Origin of the sequence: Flavobacterium xylosi (assembly GCF_042787345.1) — a bacterium.
Taxonomy (GTDB): domain Bacteria; phylum Bacteroidota; class Bacteroidia; order Flavobacteriales; family Flavobacteriaceae; genus Flavobacterium; species Flavobacterium xylosi.
The window spans coordinates 23,159-38,876 of sequence record NZ_JBHZPZ010000025.1 but is presented as its reverse complement, the minus strand read 5'-3'; the positions used below and the strand labels follow the sequence as shown (position 1 = coordinate 38,876).

The 15,718-nt window shown below is 34.5% G+C and carries 16 protein-coding genes; 7 read left to right on the top strand and 9 right to left on the bottom strand.

All coding sequences use genetic code 11. From position 1 onward, the window contains the following. Positions 1-125: 125 nt before the first annotated feature. On the bottom strand, positions 126-860 hold the full coding sequence (locus ACFX5E_RS15425; protein WP_379856056.1) for a geranylgeranylglyceryl/heptaprenylglyceryl phosphate synthase: 735 nt from the start codon (positions 858-860) through the stop codon (positions 126-128). A 31-nt stretch (positions 861-891) separates the two neighbouring features. Further along, the gene (locus ACFX5E_RS15420) at positions 892-1,533 is read right to left on the bottom strand and encodes a 4'-phosphopantetheinyl transferase family protein (protein ID WP_379856055.1); all 642 of its coding nucleotides are present in this window, start codon (positions 1,531-1,533) and stop codon (positions 892-894) included. Positions 1,534-1,784: 251 nt separating this feature from the next. Between ACFX5E_RS15420 and ahcY the strand changes: the two genes are divergently transcribed. The 4 genes from ahcY to ACFX5E_RS15400 all read left to right on the top strand — a co-directional run bounded on the left by ahcY (position 1,785) and on the right by ACFX5E_RS15400 (position 6,813). Continuing rightward, a complete protein-coding gene (gene ahcY, locus ACFX5E_RS15415; RefSeq protein WP_379856054.1) occupies positions 1,785-3,101 on the top strand; it encodes an adenosylhomocysteinase in 1,317 nt (438 codons plus the stop codon). A 236-nt stretch (positions 3,102-3,337) separates the two neighbouring features. After that, on the top strand, positions 3,338-5,662 hold the full coding sequence (locus ACFX5E_RS15410; protein ID WP_379856053.1) for a patatin-like phospholipase family protein: 2,325 nt from the start codon (positions 3,338-3,340) through the stop codon (positions 5,660-5,662). A 466-nt stretch (positions 5,663-6,128) separates the two neighbouring features. Beyond that, complete coding sequence (locus tag ACFX5E_RS15405; RefSeq protein ID WP_379856052.1) at positions 6,129-6,467, top strand: DoxX family protein; 339 nt, start codon at positions 6,129-6,131, stop codon at positions 6,465-6,467. 7 nt (positions 6,468-6,474) lie between these two features. Beyond that, positions 6,475-6,813 (top strand): DoxX family protein, encoded by a 339-nt coding sequence (locus ACFX5E_RS15400; protein ID WP_379856051.1) that lies wholly within the window; start codon positions 6,475-6,477, stop codon positions 6,811-6,813. 137 nt (positions 6,814-6,950) lie between these two features. Here ACFX5E_RS15400 and ACFX5E_RS15395 read toward each other — a convergent pair whose 3' ends face one another. The 3 genes from ACFX5E_RS15395 to rplU all read right to left on the bottom strand — a co-directional run bounded on the left by ACFX5E_RS15395 (position 6,951) and on the right by rplU (position 8,755). Continuing rightward, positions 6,951-7,733, bottom strand: coding sequence for a hypothetical protein (locus tag ACFX5E_RS15395; protein WP_379856050.1), 783 nt, complete (start codon positions 7,731-7,733; stop codon positions 6,951-6,953). 309 nt (positions 7,734-8,042) lie between these two features. Further along, positions 8,043-8,309: a 50S ribosomal protein L27 gene (gene rpmA, locus ACFX5E_RS15390; RefSeq protein WP_086453627.1), complete on the bottom strand. Its 267-nt coding sequence runs from the start codon at positions 8,307-8,309 to the stop codon at positions 8,043-8,045. A gap of 23 nt (positions 8,310-8,332) precedes the next feature. Beyond that, positions 8,333-8,755 (bottom strand): 50S ribosomal protein L21, encoded by a 423-nt coding sequence (rplU, locus tag ACFX5E_RS15385; protein WP_379849145.1) that lies wholly within the window; start codon positions 8,753-8,755, stop codon positions 8,333-8,335. Positions 8,756-9,018: 263 nt separating this feature from the next. On the opposite strand from rplU, the gene ACFX5E_RS15380 reads away from it, so the two are divergent. Both ACFX5E_RS15380 and ACFX5E_RS15375 read left to right on the top strand, forming a co-directional pair. After that, complete coding sequence (locus tag ACFX5E_RS15380; protein ID WP_379856049.1) at positions 9,019-10,344, top strand: M16 family metallopeptidase; 1,326 nt, start codon at positions 9,019-9,021, stop codon at positions 10,342-10,344. Positions 10,345-10,357: 13 nt separating this feature from the next. After that, positions 10,358-11,773, top strand: a complete 1,416-nt coding sequence (locus ACFX5E_RS15375) for a M16 family metallopeptidase (RefSeq protein WP_379856048.1) — start codon at positions 10,358-10,360, stop codon at positions 11,771-11,773. A gap of 75 nt (positions 11,774-11,848) precedes the next feature. Here ACFX5E_RS15375 and ACFX5E_RS15370 read toward each other — a convergent pair whose 3' ends face one another. Next, the gene (locus ACFX5E_RS15370; protein WP_379856047.1) at positions 11,849-12,715 is read right to left on the bottom strand and encodes a DMT family transporter; all 867 of its coding nucleotides are present in this window, start codon (positions 12,713-12,715) and stop codon (positions 11,849-11,851) included. 106 nt (positions 12,716-12,821) lie between these two features. Here ACFX5E_RS15370 and ACFX5E_RS15365 point away from each other — a divergent pair, with 106 nt between their 5' ends. Beyond that, entirely contained in the window at positions 12,822-13,205 is a 384-nt protein-coding gene (locus ACFX5E_RS15365) for a heavy-metal-associated domain-containing protein (protein WP_379856046.1), read from the top strand. Between the two features lie 55 nt (positions 13,206-13,260). Here the strand turns inward: ACFX5E_RS15365 and gldD are convergent, their stop codons facing one another. From gldD to ACFX5E_RS15350, 3 genes are all read right to left on the bottom strand, one after another. After that, positions 13,261-13,824 carry a gliding motility lipoprotein GldD gene (gene gldD, locus ACFX5E_RS15360; RefSeq protein WP_379856045.1) on the bottom strand — a complete coding sequence of 188 codons (564 nt, stop codon included), beginning with the start codon at positions 13,822-13,824 and terminating at the stop codon, positions 13,261-13,263. Positions 13,825-13,908: 84 nt separating this feature from the next. Continuing rightward, entirely contained in the window at positions 13,909-15,204 is a 1,296-nt protein-coding gene (locus ACFX5E_RS15355) for a gliding motility-associated protein GldE (protein ID WP_379856044.1), read from the bottom strand. 23 nt (positions 15,205-15,227) lie between these two features. After that, on the bottom strand, positions 15,228-15,668 hold the full coding sequence (locus tag ACFX5E_RS15350; RefSeq protein WP_379856043.1) for a single-stranded DNA-binding protein: 441 nt from the start codon (positions 15,666-15,668) through the stop codon (positions 15,228-15,230). Between the last annotated feature and the right edge of the window lie 50 nt (positions 15,669-15,718).

Here is a 15,718-nt window from a genome sequence, read left to right as displayed (position 1 = left end):
TCAGGAGCAAATAAAGAACATTTATTCCATTCGAGAGAGAGGACTTTAAAGTCCTTTCTTTTGAAAAAATATCTTTATCTTTTCCCTAAAGTTGCATTAATTAGTTGAATCTAGTCAATCTTAAATTATTGATTAAAAAAATTCATGTCATTTTCAAAAGCAGTTCCTATAACCACCAAATCAGCTCCTGCATTATAAGAATCTTTAATTCCCTGCAAATCTACAATTCCGCCACCAACAACTAACGGAATTTCAATATTTTGAGCTACTTTTTTGATCACTTCCAAAGGTACAGGTTGATTTGCGCCGCTTCCCGCTTCCAGATAAATCAATTTATTTCCCAACATTTCGCCTGCCTGCGCGGTTTGAATTATATAATCAATATTATTCCGGTCTAATGGTTTGGTTTTACTAACCCTTTCTACTGCAGTTTTATTGCCACTTTCAATCAAAATGTAACCGGTCGAAATAATTTCGAGTTGAGTCTGTTTTAAAATAGGCGCTGCATTTACCTGATGTTCTATTAAATAATCTGGATTTCTTCCTGAGATTAAAGACAGAAACAAAATCCCATCGGCTTTGTCTGAAATCTGAGATGGATTTCCAGGAAAAAGAACGATAGGCAAAGCCCCCCGACCCCCAAAGGGGGAGAATTGCTTGATTTTTATAATTAGGTATTCAAGAATAGTGGTTGTAACTACGCTTCCGCCAATGAAAATGTGGGTTGCCGGCGAATTGTTGATTTTTGAAATTAGAAGATCAAGGTTTTCCAAAACCAATTTGTCGGGATCAAGAAGGATCGCCAATAATTTTTGGTTCTTAGTTTTTGCTTTTAAAATGTCGTTGTAAATATTTATCATACTTCCTAATTCGCAAATTGGCGGGTTGTTTTTAATTTTCGAAAGCGTAAACTAAAGTAAAATCTTCTATTTCTTCAAAATGAATATTGAAATCCTTTACTAAATTATCAAAATGAAGTCTAGCGCTATTTTGTTTAACATTTAAATCAAATGATTGAACATTTATATGATCTTTGAAACTAATTCCTTTTTCATTTCGGATTTTGAAAATGGCTTCTTTGGCACCCCAAATCACAGTCAGTTTTCGGATGTATTCTTCACTATCCCGATCTAAGAATTCAAATTCGGTGTCGCAAAATTTATCGGCGATTCGGGTGATTTTGTCTCTTTGCAATTCGATATCGATTCCTACGGTTTCTTCACTGATGATAATTGCCGAAAAATTATGCGAATGAGTTATCGAAATATGTTTTTCTCCATGAAGATGCGGTTTGCCAAATTCATCGTAATACAAATCCAAATCGGTGTGACCCGTTTCCTGTAATAACTTGCGAACACTAAGGAAGGCGCGCTGGTGCATTTCGGATTTCATTCCTTCTAGTCGGAGACGATTGACATCGTTTAGGACTACTTGAATGAGTAATTCCGCATAGGATTCCGTTACTTTCCAAACGAGGATTTGTGTCGTAGTCCCGACGGTTCGGGACAATTTTATGGTTTTGAAAAGCGGCATCGTGTTCTGGTTTCGTTTTTTAGCCCCGGTAGCAGCGGCATCCTTTTTTCACGCTTTTTTGCGTGCAAAAAGATATAGCGAATAAAGGGAAATAGCTCCTAAAACTGAAACAAGTTCAGCTTCAAGAAATTATTTAGTTAATGTTCAAAAGATTAGCGAATTAAACAATTCATAAATCTTCTAGAAAATAGTAAAATTCTAAAGTTATTCCGTAAATTTGCAAAAAATTTACAATTACAAATATACTATAAATGAGTACTACAACTATGCCTTTTGTGGCTTTCAAAGTTAAAGACATTTCTCTAGCGGCTTGGGGAAGAAAAGAAATTGAACTAGCAGAAGCTGAAATGCCAGGTTTAATGGCACTTCGCGCTGAATACAAAAACGAACAACCACTTGCTGGTTCTCGTATTGCAGGATGTTTGCACATGACTATCCAAACTGCGGTTTTGATTGAAACTTTAATTGCTCTTGGTGCTGAGGTGACTTGGAGTTCTTGTAACATTTTCTCTACTCAAGATCAAGCTGCTGCTGCGATTGCTGCTGCAGGAATTCAAGTTTATGCTTGGAAAGGTTTGAACGAAGAGGATTTTGACTGGTGTATTGAGCAAACATTATTCTTTGGTGAAGACAGAAAACCATTGAACATGATTCTTGATGACGGTGGAGATTTGACCAATATGGTTATTGACCGTTACCCGGAATTGGTTGCTGGTATCAAAGGATTATCTGAAGAAACTACAACAGGAGTCCACAGATTGTACGAAAGAGTAAAAGCTGGAACATTGCCAATGCCTGCTATCAATGTGAATGACTCGGTTACAAAATCGAAATTTGATAACAAATACGGATGTAAAGAATCTGCAGTTGATGCAGTTCGTCGTGCAACTGATATTATGCTTGCTGCAAAAAGAGTAATCGTTTGTGGTTACGGTGATGTGGGTAAAGGAACTGCTGCTTCTTTTAGAGGTGCTGGTTCTATTGTTACCGTTACTGAAATTGACCCAATTTGTGCTTTACAAGCTGCGATGGACGGTTTTGAAGTAAAAAAATTAGACACGGTTATCGCAACTGCTGATATCATCATTACTACTACTGGAAATAAAGATATCGTTTTGGGTTCTCATTTCGAAAAAATGAAAGACAAAACTATCGTTTGTAACATCGGGCATTTTGATAATGAAATTGATATGGGTTGGTTGAATAAAAACCACGGTGCATCAAAAATTGAAATCAAACCACAAGTTGATAAATATACTATCGCTGGAAAAGACATTCTTATCTTGGCTGAAGGTCGTTTGGTAAACCTTGGTTGTGCTACAGGTCACCCAAGTTTTGTAATGAGTAACTCATTTACAAACCAAACATTAGCTCAAATCGAATTGTGGAAAAATAGCGCGGCATACAACAATGACGTGTACATGTTACCAAAACATTTAGATGAAAAAGTAGCAATGTTACACTTAGCTAAATTAGGTGTTGAGTTGGAAACTTTACGTGTTGATCAAGCTGATTATATTGGAGTTCCCGTTGAAGGTCCATTCAAACCAGAATATTACAGATACTAGTCTGAAATTAGATTTTTAGATTATTGAATTTTTAGAACCCTTGCCGTCCCGAAGTTTCGGGAGCGAGGGTTTTTTGGTTTTCAATCTGAAAGACAATACTATATAAGTAATTCTTACGAAATGTGCTTTGATCAAACGCATGAACTGTGAAAAAATATACTATGTTTGCATATCAATTTACATTTTTCAAGAAGCAAAATACTGCTCTCGTTTTTGAATATTAAATTCTACTACTTTTGGGAAAAACAGCTTATCTATTCGTCTTAATAATTTCACTATCGCTTACTCAAATTATTTCTGCCCAAGAAAAAAAACCTAAAGTGGTTTTGGTATTAAGTGGTGGTGGCGCCAAAGGGATAGCGCATATACCGCTTTTACAAGCTTTAGACTCCTTGCACATTGTTCCTGACCTTATCGTAGGAAACAGTATGGGAAGTGTTATTGGAGGAATGTATGCAATGGGATATTCCGGTGACAGTATTCAAAAAATAGCCAAAAACATCGATTGGGACAAACTCTTGGGACGAAATATGTCTTTGAAAAGTGTCAGTGTGGAAGAAAAAAGTGAGTTTGAAAGATATTTGGTTGGAATAGGAATTAAGGACGGTAAACCAACAAACGTAAGTTCTTTATTAAATGATCAATATCTAACAGAATTTCTTACAGAACTGACTTTTCCTGTTTATAATGTAAAAGACTTTGATGAGCTAGCGATTCCATTTAGAGCAATGGCTACAGATGTTGTATATGGCAGGGAAGTAATTCTTAGCAAAGGAAATTTAGCTTTTGCGATGCGATCGAGTATGTCATTACCTGCAGTTTTTAAAACCATGCCTTATGAAAAAACTCTTTTGGTTGATGGAGGCGTAATGAATAATTTTCCAACCGATATTGCAAAAAAAATGGGCGCCGACATCATAATTGGCAGTGACGTAGGTGGAGGAATGGAACCTATAGATAAATTAGATAACTTCGTTTCTGTACTAATGCAAACGAGTATGTTTCCCAGTAACATCAAAGATCCGGAAAATCGTAAACTATGTGACATCTTAATAGATCACTTACCTAACTTGAGATTTTCTACATCTGATTTTGAAAAAAGCAACGAAATCTACAAAGATGGTAGAATTGCAACCAATCTTAATCTAGGCACATTAGTAGCATTAGCAGAAAAATTAAAAGGATTCAAACAACGAACCCATGAATTGCCAAAGGTTTCCAGTGAATTTGTCATTGACACTATCGTTTATAAAAATATTAGTAAGGAAAATCTCCCTCTTGTTATTGCTCGAACAAATGTCAAAACACATACAAAATATACTGCTAAAGATTTAACATTAGGCATTAATGGCGCCATGGGGACAAATCTTTTTAACCAAATTACCTACAGTTATTTCGTTCACGACGGAAATAAATTAGGATTGCTGATAAACGGTTTAGAATTTTCTAAAAACCAAGTTAATGCATCCCTTCATTACGACACTTATAGGGGAGTTGGACTAATTCTTAATTATAATGCCAGAAACGTTCTGGCCGAATCTTCCCGTCTTATTTTTACTGCAGATATCGCAGAACAACCAAAAGTAAGAATTGATTTTCAGAAAAATTTTGGAAAAAAGAAAGACTGGTGGTGGGGAACGGAACTCTATGGTGCATTCCTACAACAGGAAATCTTCGTTGATGGAAAATCAGTAGATAATATGCTGTACAAAGCTGTCGAATTCAATAATGAAGTAAACCGAAATTTGAATTCACTGAACAGTTATCTTGGATTTGGATTAAACTATAGTTACACTGTGGTGAAACCTAAAAATGATCCCGATATAAATGATAATGTACTATCTCTTAACAACTATAATTTTGGCAATTTAGAAGTAAATGCACATTATTTACGCAATGGGATGGACAAAGTTTTTTTTGCAACAAATGGAACAATTTTAAAAGCAAATATAAATCGATCACTTCGCAATGACATTAACATAGCTTTTACAGAAACGGATTCAACCGATTTTTCGGGGTCAACAAATAGCTTCACTAAAGTAGGATTCGCATTTGAAAAAAGACTTCAAATTAAAAAGAAGATTACTGGTATAATAGGATTTGATGCTAATTTTATTTTTCAAGACAAGGTAAAAGGGAATGAAGGCTCTTTTTCTAATTATGGATATGCTTCAAAATATTTCCTTGGAGGTTTTATTCCAAGTTCCGGCAGTAATCGTTTTGTATTCCCTGGTCTGCATGAGGACGAGCTGAGTGTTACTCAATTTATGTCTATAAAACTTGGCGTACAATTAAATCCCTTGGGTAAATTTTACCTGACTCCACATTTCAATATGGCATCCGTTGGTTTTGGCAACTTTAACGAATACATAGGCGACGCTTTTTCCACAAAGGGAAATTGGGACGACAATAAAGAAACCAGTTTGTTGATGTCAGGAGGAGCAGCTATCTCCTATCAATCGATTTTGGGACCTATTCATTTTGACACTTCATGGATAAACAATATTGACAAAGTGCGATTGTTTTTTAGCGTGGGATTTTCATTCAATCCGTCAAATTAAGGGGTGTAAATTCTTAGCCAGATTTGAGCAAGTTTGATTATCTTGGAGTTCTATTTCAAAGTCCATTCAAGCCAGAATATTACAGATACTAGTCTGAAATTAGATTTTTAGATGTATTGGATTTTTTGAACCCTTTCAGTCCCGAAGTTTCGGGAGCAAGGGTTTTTTGTTTTGGAACAAACCCAACTGAATCACTTTCAGTAATTAGTATAAACTCGACCACACCGATTTATTTGCTGTTTGAAAGTATAGTTTCAAATCACTTTGATGGTTACAGCTTACAGACAGTGCATCAGTTAGTAGTACAATAGAAACAATGTCTATTATTTACTAATAAATCAGTAACGGAATCGTTATAATCTAAGTTTATGGTATATTTGAGTAAATTATTTTTGTACAGGAAATTATACCTGCTGAAAAGCTCTATTCATAAAATCGAAGAAAGAATAACCTTAACTATATAACCATGAATACTTATTCCATTATCGCCCAACTTGTAATTGCGCTGTCTGTAGGTTATGTTTGGATTTTTAGATTTGATAACATCGTTAACGAATTTAAACAATACGGCATATCGGATTTGACAAGAAATGTCGTCGGAGCTACAAAAATAGCCTTATCAACCTTGTTAATAACAGGAATTTGGTATCCTGAATTAGTATTTATTCCAGCACTTATAATGGCTTTTTTAATGGCATCTGCACAGTATTTTCATTTCAAAGTAAAAAACCCATGGTCTAAACACTTTCCGTCTTTATTTCTTTTAGTCTTAGCTCTTTTTGTAGCATTGCTAGCATCCAAATAGTTACATAATGAATTACTTAAATATATTAATTTACTTCTCAGCCGTTTCCTTTCTCATTTACGGAATAGCCTATTTTGTGTCATCAAATATGAAATATGAATTTAAACGCTTTGGTCTTGAAAAATTTGGTCCATTAACGGCTATTTTGGAATTGGCTGGCGCCTTAGGTTTATTTATAGGTATTCAGAATTATATTGTTTTAGTGCTTGCTTCTGGAGGCTTAACGTTATTGATGCTTCTTGGTACTGGAGTAAGAATAAAAATGAAAGACTCAGTATTGGTTTCTTTACCTGCCTTTTTTTATTTTTTATTAAATGCGTTTATTTTATACAAAACCATAGCGTAAATCAGCCTTAAATTACGCTTCTTGTTTAATCAGTACTTTATCTATTCTAAGAATTTGCTATCCAATCATCTTAACATCTAAACAAAAAAAACCGTTTCTTTCGAAACAGGTTTTATATAGTAGAGAACATTTTATGATTATCGAACCTTTTTAATCAAAGTTGCAATATATGCCCATTTAAGATCTCTTGAAGCCAGGCCCTCTTGAAATGCTTTTTGTTGTGCAGCTGTATAAACTGTTCCGGTGTCATTAGGCGTTCCAAAATATTGATTGAAATCATTAAACATATCCACCGTTATATGTGACGCATAAGCTGCGCTGCCAATGGGACACATGACTCTTAGTAATTCCCAACTGGCCCTATTGCCTTTATCTACCTGTTTTTGATGATCTAGTTTAAAGGTTTTTAATTCAGCATTTTCATATTTTTCATAATTGTCCATCCCGACTTTCATTAAATTTATTTGAGCAACTGTCCCTAAAGGCATATCAAATTGTCCTTTGGTAAGGTCAATTTGCTCGAGATAAAACCTTGCTGCTAAATCCCTACTTTTAGCGGACTGGTTCAATTTATTGATAAGATCTTGTTCTGACATAGCTGAATATGCTTTTTTGGCTGCTGCCATCAAATCGGCCACGCCTTGAAACATTTTGACAGGATCTTTAAAAACCTGAACCGTTAAATATTGATAGCCTTGATCTTCACCTCCTGGCTGCAACGACCAGAGATCCCATCCTATAATATCCCCATTTTTAACACGTTGGTCATGAATCTTTTCCCAAAAACTCTCCGTTTCCCCATAAGCGGTTTCTTGTTCATTGTCTACTTTCATAAACTCGAATAGTAAATAAAGTTTGTCTTGAGCAATCATATTGCCACTAAACAAAATTACTGCGATAAACAGGAATAATTTTTTCATAATTGTACAATTTAAAGATTAGTAATACTGTATTTTACTATTAAAAGCACGAAATATTTTTCGCTAAAATTTTTAAATTAAAACACAATAACCTCTTTACCAGTTAATTAATGATTATTCTGACTAAGTAAGTAATGCTCAATATTGTCGTTTACGAACCAAAAAACTGCGGTAGTAAAAAAAGCTAAAGTTTTTGTGTTTATAGAATGAAAGTAGGAAGTAACTATTATGAATTCATATTGTAGTAAAAAGCAAAAAACCCGTTTCGATTTTTATCGAAACGGGTTTTTAAATAATTGAGAAAATCAATTATGCTTCAACTTCGAATGGAAGTATAGAAACATAAGATTTGTTATCTCTTTTCTTTTGGAAGAAAACAACTCCATCTACTCTTGCGTGTAGTGTGTGATCTTTACTGATGTAAACATTTGCACCTGGATTATGTTTTGAACCTCTTTGTCTTACGATGATGTTCCCAGCAATAGCAGCTTGACCACCAAATATCTTAACGCCTAAACGTTTTGATTCTGATTCTCTACCATTCTTAGAACTACCGACACCTTTCTTGTGAGCCATGACGTATTAGTTTTATTTTGTTATTATTCTTTTGTGTCTTCTTTTTTAGCTTTAGCTACCTTTTTCTTAGGAGCTTCAACTTCTTCTGTAGTTGCTTCAACTGCTGCTTTTTTAGGAGCTGCTTTCTTTGCACCTACACCAGTAATACCTTCAATTACAATTTGAGTAAGATACTGTCTGTGACCGTTTCTCTTTTTGTATCCTTTTCTTCTTTTCTTTTTGAAAACGATAACTTTATCTCCTTTTAAGTGTTGTAACACTTTAGCTTCTACTGAAGCACCTTCTATAGCTGGGGCGCCTAAAGTGATTGCTCCGTTATCATCTAATAAAAGAACTTTGTCAAAAGAAACTTTTGAACCTTCTTCATTAGTCAAACGGTTAACATAAACCTTTAAGTCTTTGCTTACTTTGAACTGTTGCCCTGCTATCTCTACGATTGCATACATACTGAATTGTTTTAATAATTTTTAAGGTTGCAAATATACAATTAAATATTTATCATGCAATCCCTTCTGAAAAAAAATATCTACTCATTCTATTCTTTGTTTTTCAACACTTTATCATCTTTTAAATAACATTCTTTCAATCAGAATTTGTTAAAATTAACCGAAAATGGAAATCATCTGCCAATCATGAGTAAAAAATGGTATTTTTGAAGTAAAAATATTTTTCGTTTTTATCTATTGCAAATAGAAATGTATTAATCCCTATGAATAAATTAATAATAATGTTAACCACTGCACTTATGCTTGGAGGAATAGCTTCGGCTCAAAAAATAGCTTTCGAAGAATATGATTTAGACAATGGCTTACATGTCATATTACATAACGATCCATCGGCACCGGTTGTTGTGACTTCTGTAATGTATCATGTAGGCTCGAAAGATGAAACGCCAGACAGAACGGGTTTTGCTCATTTTTTCGAACATTTATTATTCGAAGGAACTGAAAATATAAAAAGAGGGGAGTGGTTTAAAATTGTCACCTCAAATGGCGGAGTAAATAACGCCAACACTTCAGATGATCGTACCTATTATTACGAAGTATTTCCATCGAATAATTTAGAACTGGCACTTTGGATGGAATCCGAAAGATTAATGCATCCGGTAATCAATAAAGTTGGCGTTGACACTCAAAACGGAGTGATTAAAGAAGAGAAAAGATCTCGTTATGACAATCAGCCTTATGGAAATATTATTGGAGCTGTAAAAGAAAATATGTTCAAGAATCATCCGTATCGCTGGACGACTATTGGTTCGATGGAACATTTAGACGCCGCCACTTTAGAAGAATTCCAGGCTTTTAATAAGAAGTTTTACATTCCTAACAATGCTGTTTTGGTTGTCGCGGGAGATTTCGAAAATGGCAAAGCAAAGGAATGGATTCAGAAATATTTTGGATCTATCCAAAGGGGGAAAGACATAAAAAAACAAATTTTTGTCGAAGAACCGATTACGCAAACTATAAAAGCGAAATACGAAGATTCAAATATTAAGATTCCGATGGTTGTGGCTACTTACAGAACTCCTTCGATGAAAACGAGAGATGCCAGAGTTTTGGATTTGATTTCTTCTTATTTAAGTGACGGAAAAAGTTCTAAACTATACAAGAAAATCGTCGATGATAAAAAAATGGCGTTGCAAATTGACGCCGTTGGTTTTAGTCAGGAAGATTACGGAATGTATATTTTGTATGGTTTGCCAATGGGAACCCACACTTCGGAAGATTTAATAAAGGAAGTTGACGAAGAAATTGTGAAAATCCAAACCGAATTGATTTCGGAGAAAGATTTCCAGAAATTGCAAAATACATTTGACAATCGTTTTGTAAACAAGAATGGGAATCTGGAAGGAATTGCTGAAAATTTAGCGACTTATTATTTGCTTTATGGTGATGTCAATTTGATAAATACAGAGATTGAGCTGTTGCATTCTATAACACGAGAAGAAATTAGAGAGGTAGCCAAGAAATATTTAAATCCAAATCAACGACTAATTTTGGATTATGTTCCTTCAAAAGCAGAAGCTCAAAATTAAGACTTTCTCAATCATGAAAAAAACAACTATTCTATTATTCATTTTGTTCATAACAGGAATCATGCAGGCACAAAATCGTCCACAACCCAAACCCGGAGTTTCTCCAGTCGTAAATATAAAAAAACCACAGACTTTTACTTTAGATAATGGTTTGAAGGTAATGGTTGTTGAAAATCACAAATTACCCAGAGTGACTTTTAATCTTACTCTAGACAATGAACCTTTTTTTGAAGGGGCTAAAAAAGGTGTAGATGAATTAGGCAACAACATGATAGGAAATGGGAGCGTGAAAATTGCAAAAGACGCATTCAATGAAGAAATTGATTTCTTGGGGGCTAGTATAAATTTTGGTTCAAAAGGGGCGTATGCGAGTTCTCTTTCCAAATATTCGGGAAGAATTTTGGAACTCTTGGCAAATGGAGCATTACACCCGAATTTCACACAAGAAGAATTCGATAAAGAAAAAGCCAAACTGTTAGAAGGTCTTAAGGCGGAAGAAAAAAGCGTTCCTGCAATAGCCAACCGAGTGGTTGAAGCACTTGCTTTTGGGAAAAACCATCCTTCGGGCGAATATATGACCGAGAAAACACTGCAAAACGTTACGCTTGCCGATATCAAAACCAATTATGAAACTTATTTTGTTCCTGAAAATGCCTATTTGGTGATTATAGGAGATGTGAAATATAACGAAGTAAAACCACTTGTTGAAAATCTGTTTGGCTCTTGGAGAAAAAGAAGCACGCCAAAACTCACGTATCCTGCTCCGCAGAATGTTCCGTTCACCCAAATAAATTTTGTAGATGTGCCGAATGCCGTTCAATCGGAAATTTCATTGGTAAACACCTTGAATTTGAAAATGAGCGACAAAGATTTCTTTCCGGCGGTCATTGCCACTTATATACTTGGCGGAGATTACAGTGGCTATTTAAACACGAATTTAAGAGAAAAACACGGCTGGACTTATGGTGCAAATTCAATTATTGGCTCTGGAAAATATGTAACAAAACTAAAATCGACATCGGCAATACGAAGTTCTGCTACAGATAGCGCGGTTGTGGAATTTATAAAAGAAATTAAAAAAATCAGAACCGAAAAAGTATCAGTGGATATACTTAACAATGTCAAAGCGGGATATATTGGACGATTTGTAATGCAAGTTCAAAAACCACAGTCAATTGCACGATATGCATTAAACATAGAAACGGAAGAACTTCCCGCTGATTTTTATGAAAATTATATTAAAACCATAAATGCCGTAACTCCTGATGATGTAATGCGAGCTGCGAATAAATATTTTCTTTTGGATAATACCCGAATTATTATTGCCGGAAAAGGATCGGAAGTAGTTCCTGGATTAGAAAAACTAAACATGCCAATATTTTATTTTGACAATTATGGTAATGCTGTGGGAAAGCCGGTTTATAAATAATAATTTCCATTTCTATCTAAACAATTAGGGCTGTCTTTTTAGACAGCCCTAATTGTTTAGACAGACATTTGAAAACTACTTCTTCGCCGACAGATAAACTCCAATCAGAATAATAAATGCTCCAAAAAACTGAACCGGCGTAAGCATTTCATTGTCTAATAATCCCCAACAAAAAGCAACAACAGGAATCAAATACGTTACTGAAGTAGCAAAAACAGGTGAAGACATTTGGATGAGTTTAAAGAACAGAATATTTGCAATTCCAGTTCCTACGACACCTAGAACCATTATAAACAAAACCGATTCCTGTACTTTCACATCGTGTAGCACTTCGAAAAAACCGGAGAAAAACAAGATTATGAATGCCGGAAAAAACAACACCATAAAGTTACCGGTAGTAATACTCAACGGACTCAAATCATGCAAGTATTTTTTGATTAAATTCACATTAACCGCATAACATATTGACGCTATTAAAACCAAAATGGCATAATAGTAATTTTGTTCCGGATGATGAATAGCCCCGTTCAAAATCAACAAGGCACTTCCTGCTAAACCGATTAAAATTCCAAAGATCTGATTTCTTTTGAATTGCAATCCAAAAACCAAAGCTCCTAAAACCAATGTATTTAAAGGGGTCAGCGAATTCAAAATAGAACTCACGGAACTATCAATTTCGGTTTGAGCAATCGCAAATAGGTAAGCTGGTATAAATGTGCCAAATAGAGAAGTTAAGGCAATATATTTCCATTTTTCTTTTGGGATTTTTGCTAAACTTTTAAAACCAATCAACAAAAGAAAAACCGCCGCAAAAATAATTCGCAAAGATCCCAATTGTAAAGCCGTTAAGCCAATTAGTCCTTTTTTTATTAATATAAACGAACTTCCCCAAACCAAGGCAAGAACCATTAAGTACACCCACTTTAACTGCTTCGATTCCATAAAGATAATTTTGCCCCAAAATTGTAATTATTTTATGAATTACGTTTCTTTTTTTTTCATTAATTTTGCAACTGATTATTAGGTAATTAATTTAAATCTCATAAAAATGAATTTCACAAAATCAATAACAGCGGTATTAATTGCAAGTCTTTTGTTTGTAAACTGTAAAAAAAACACTTCAGAAACTGCAAAATCTGGAATCTCCACAACAGAAACTACTGCGCCTAAAGTTAAAAAAGAAATTGCAGCCGCTAATTTGCAAACTGCAAGTTTCAAAGTCGAAGGTATGACTTGCGCTATTGGTTGTGCCAAAACCATACAAGAAGAATTGACAGAACTTGACGGTGTGCAAAAAGCAACAGTAGATTTTGATAAAAAACTGGCCACTGTAACCTTTGATAAAACGGTTCAAAATCCTGAAAGCCTAACTAAAGTAGTCCAAGCTACGGGCGACGGAAAAACATATAAAGTTTCGAACATGAAATCGTAATCAAAATTATCTCATAAAAAAAGCTTCTCAATTGAGAAGCTTTTTTTATGAGATATTATTTCCATTTTAAGGTTTCCATTAGTCTCTGCATGTCGTTTCTAACATAGCTGGCTGCCGGCATAATTGAATCATAATTGGGTTTTGCATAGAAATAAACCGATCCCGTCACAAAATGCTTTGTGCTGTCCGTTGCGTAAAATTGAGAATTCGTTGCTGCATTTCCATCAACCTGATAAAACATCCCATAGACTTTTTTGGTAGGATTTAAATACGGTTGTTCTAATATATCATCGGCTTTTATAACGTGTTCGTAGGTCAGTTTTTGGGCATCTCGCAACAATTTTGCGATATTGTTGTTCACGGGTTTATAAGTCAAATAAATCGTGGCTTTCATTTTTGGGTAGGTAATAGTAAATCCACAATCTTTCTCTCCTTTAATAACAGCCTCTGAATTCATCTCGAATGCAAATGGACATTCATTTTCAAAACCTACATATTTTGCCTCGGGATAATCCAATCGCAAATAACTGGATGGTTTGGGCAAAACATCATCTTTGCAACTAAAACTTAAGAATGACACTAATACTATTGTTGAAAAAGTGATTATTTTTTTAAACATTTCTATTCTAAATTTATTTAATTTTTTTTAAGAAACACATTCCACAGTGGTTCCCCTTCATTCGGAGGGGGCAAGGGGGAGGATTTATTCAATCGTTACTTTTATTTGTTTTATACGTTTTTTGTCTACCGCTTCTACCGTAAACTGGCAATTTTCGAATGAAATTTTTTGATCTTTTTTTGGAAAATTTCCTAAAATCTCCAGAATAAATCCGGCTAATGTTTCGGCTTCTCCTTTTTTTATTTCGAATAATTCTTCGTCAACTTCAATAATTCTATAGAAATCCTTGAGATTTATTTTCCCTTCAAAAAGATAATTTTTATCATCAATTTGAGAAAAATTGAGACTTTCATCATCAAATTCATCACTGATATCACCTACAATTTCTTCGATAACATCTTCAAGAGAAACCAAACCGGAAGTTCCTCCGTATTCATCAACAACAATAGCCAAATGGCTTTTCATGCTTTGAAAATCTTTCAGCAAATTGTCCAGTTTCTTATTTTCCGGGACAAAAAATGGTTCTCTTAATAAAGTCTTCCAGTCAAATTCACTGGTGTTTATATGAGGCAATAAATCTTTCACAAACAAAACGCCCTCAATCTGGTCAATATTGTCTCTGTAAACAGGAATCCTTGAATATCCTTTTTCTATAATTTTTGGACAAATAACTGAAAAAGATTCTTCTATTTCTAAAGCGAAAATATCAATTCTGGGACTCATCACTTGTTTGGTATCTGTATTCCCAAAACTTACAATTCCTTCTAATATTTTTTGCTCTTCCGATGAGGTTTCATCTGAGTCGGTAAGTTCAAGCGCTTGGGATAATTGGTTGACAGAGAAATTGGTCTTTTGTTTTCCTAGTTTATTATGCAAATATATAGTTGCTGCTCGCATAGGTATGCTCAAAGGAGAAAGCAATTTATCAAGTGCTGCAATGGGATAGGCAATCAATTTTGCAAACTTGATATTGTTTCTGCTGGCGTACACTTTTGGTAAAACCTCGCCAAATAACAACAATAAAAAGGTAACGACTATTACTTCGAGAATAAATTTTAAAACGGGTGAAGTTACAGCGGCAAATAAATTTTTTCCAACAAATGAAAACAAGATTACAACGCCAATGTTGATGAAGTTGTTTGCAACAAGAAGCGTGGCTAACAGTTTTTTTGGCTTTTCCAGAAGTTCTGATATGATTTTTCCTTTAGAAATATTTTCTTGTATTGTTTCGTCGATGTCTTTTTGTGACAATGAAAACAAGGCTACTTCGGCTCCTGAAACTAAAGCAGAACAAAAAAGCAAGGCAAATATCCCAATAAAACCAAATACTAATTCAGTATCAATGGTGTAGGAAAAGAATAAACTGGGCTCTGGGTCCAAATTAAATAAGATTAGTTAAATAATCAAAACGGTAAATCATTGATAGGTAAATCGTTTTTTTCTGGTTCAAAGTTAGTGTTTTTTGTGGATTCTGAACTTTGAATTTGTTTGTTGCTGTCGTTATCCTTCTTTGTAGACAAAAAAGTAAACTCCGTCACTTGAATTTCGGTTGTATATTTAGTAGATCCATCCTCAGCTTGCCACTGACGGGATTTTAATCGTCCTTCAATATATATTTTATCACCCTTGGAAAGGTATTTTTCACAAAGTTCAGCTGCTTTATTACGGACCACTAAATTATGCCACTCTGTAGAAGTGATCTTTTCATTAGTAGTTTTGTTGATGTAGACTTCATTGGTGGCCAATTGAAACCTACCGATACAGTTACCTCCATCAAAATAATGCATTTTGACTTCGTCACCCAAATGCCCTATTAGCATAACCTTATTTAAAGTTCCATTCATAATATTTCAAATCCTATTTCAATCAAAGATACATTATTTTTGCAATGCTA

Coding starts and splice junctions, on each gene's coding strand:
- ACFX5E_RS15370 (WP_379856047.1), bottom strand. CDS start 12,715: ATGGAATCGAAGCAGTTAAAGTGGGTGTACTTAATGGTTCTTGCCTTG.
- ACFX5E_RS15395 (WP_379856050.1), bottom strand. CDS start 7,733: ATGAAAAAATTATTCCTGTTTATCGCAGTAATTTTGTTTAGTGGCAAT.
- ACFX5E_RS15405 (WP_379856052.1), top strand. CDS start 6,129: ATGAATACTTATTCCATTATCGCCCAACTTGTAATTGCGCTGTCTGTA.
- ACFX5E_RS15380 (WP_379856049.1), top strand. CDS start 9,019: ATGAATAAATTAATAATAATGTTAACCACTGCACTTATGCTTGGAGGA.
- rplU (WP_379849145.1), bottom strand. CDS start 8,755: ATGTATGCAATCGTAGAGATAGCAGGGCAACAGTTCAAAGTAAGCAAA.
- ACFX5E_RS15420 (WP_379856055.1), bottom strand. CDS start 1,533: ATGCCGCTTTTCAAAACCATAAAATTGTCCCGAACCGTCGGGACTACG.
- ACFX5E_RS15425 (WP_379856056.1), bottom strand. CDS start 860: ATGATAAATATTTACAACGACATTTTAAAAGCAAAAACTAAGAACCAA.
- ahcY (WP_379856054.1), top strand. CDS start 1,785: ATGAGTACTACAACTATGCCTTTTGTGGCTTTCAAAGTTAAAGACATT.
- ACFX5E_RS15375 (WP_379856048.1), top strand. CDS start 10,358: ATGAAAAAAACAACTATTCTATTATTCATTTTGTTCATAACAGGAATC.
- rpmA (WP_086453627.1), bottom strand. CDS start 8,309: ATGGCTCACAAGAAAGGTGTCGGTAGTTCTAAGAATGGTAGAGAATCA.
- ACFX5E_RS15365 (WP_379856046.1), top strand. CDS start 12,822: ATGAATTTCACAAAATCAATAACAGCGGTATTAATTGCAAGTCTTTTG.
- ACFX5E_RS15350 (WP_379856043.1), bottom strand. CDS start 15,668: ATGAATGGAACTTTAAATAAGGTTATGCTAATAGGGCATTTGGGTGAC.
- ACFX5E_RS15400 (WP_379856051.1), top strand. CDS start 6,475: ATGAATTACTTAAATATATTAATTTACTTCTCAGCCGTTTCCTTTCTC.
- gldD (WP_379856045.1), bottom strand. CDS start 13,824: ATGTTTAAAAAAATAATCACTTTTTCAACAATAGTATTAGTGTCATTC.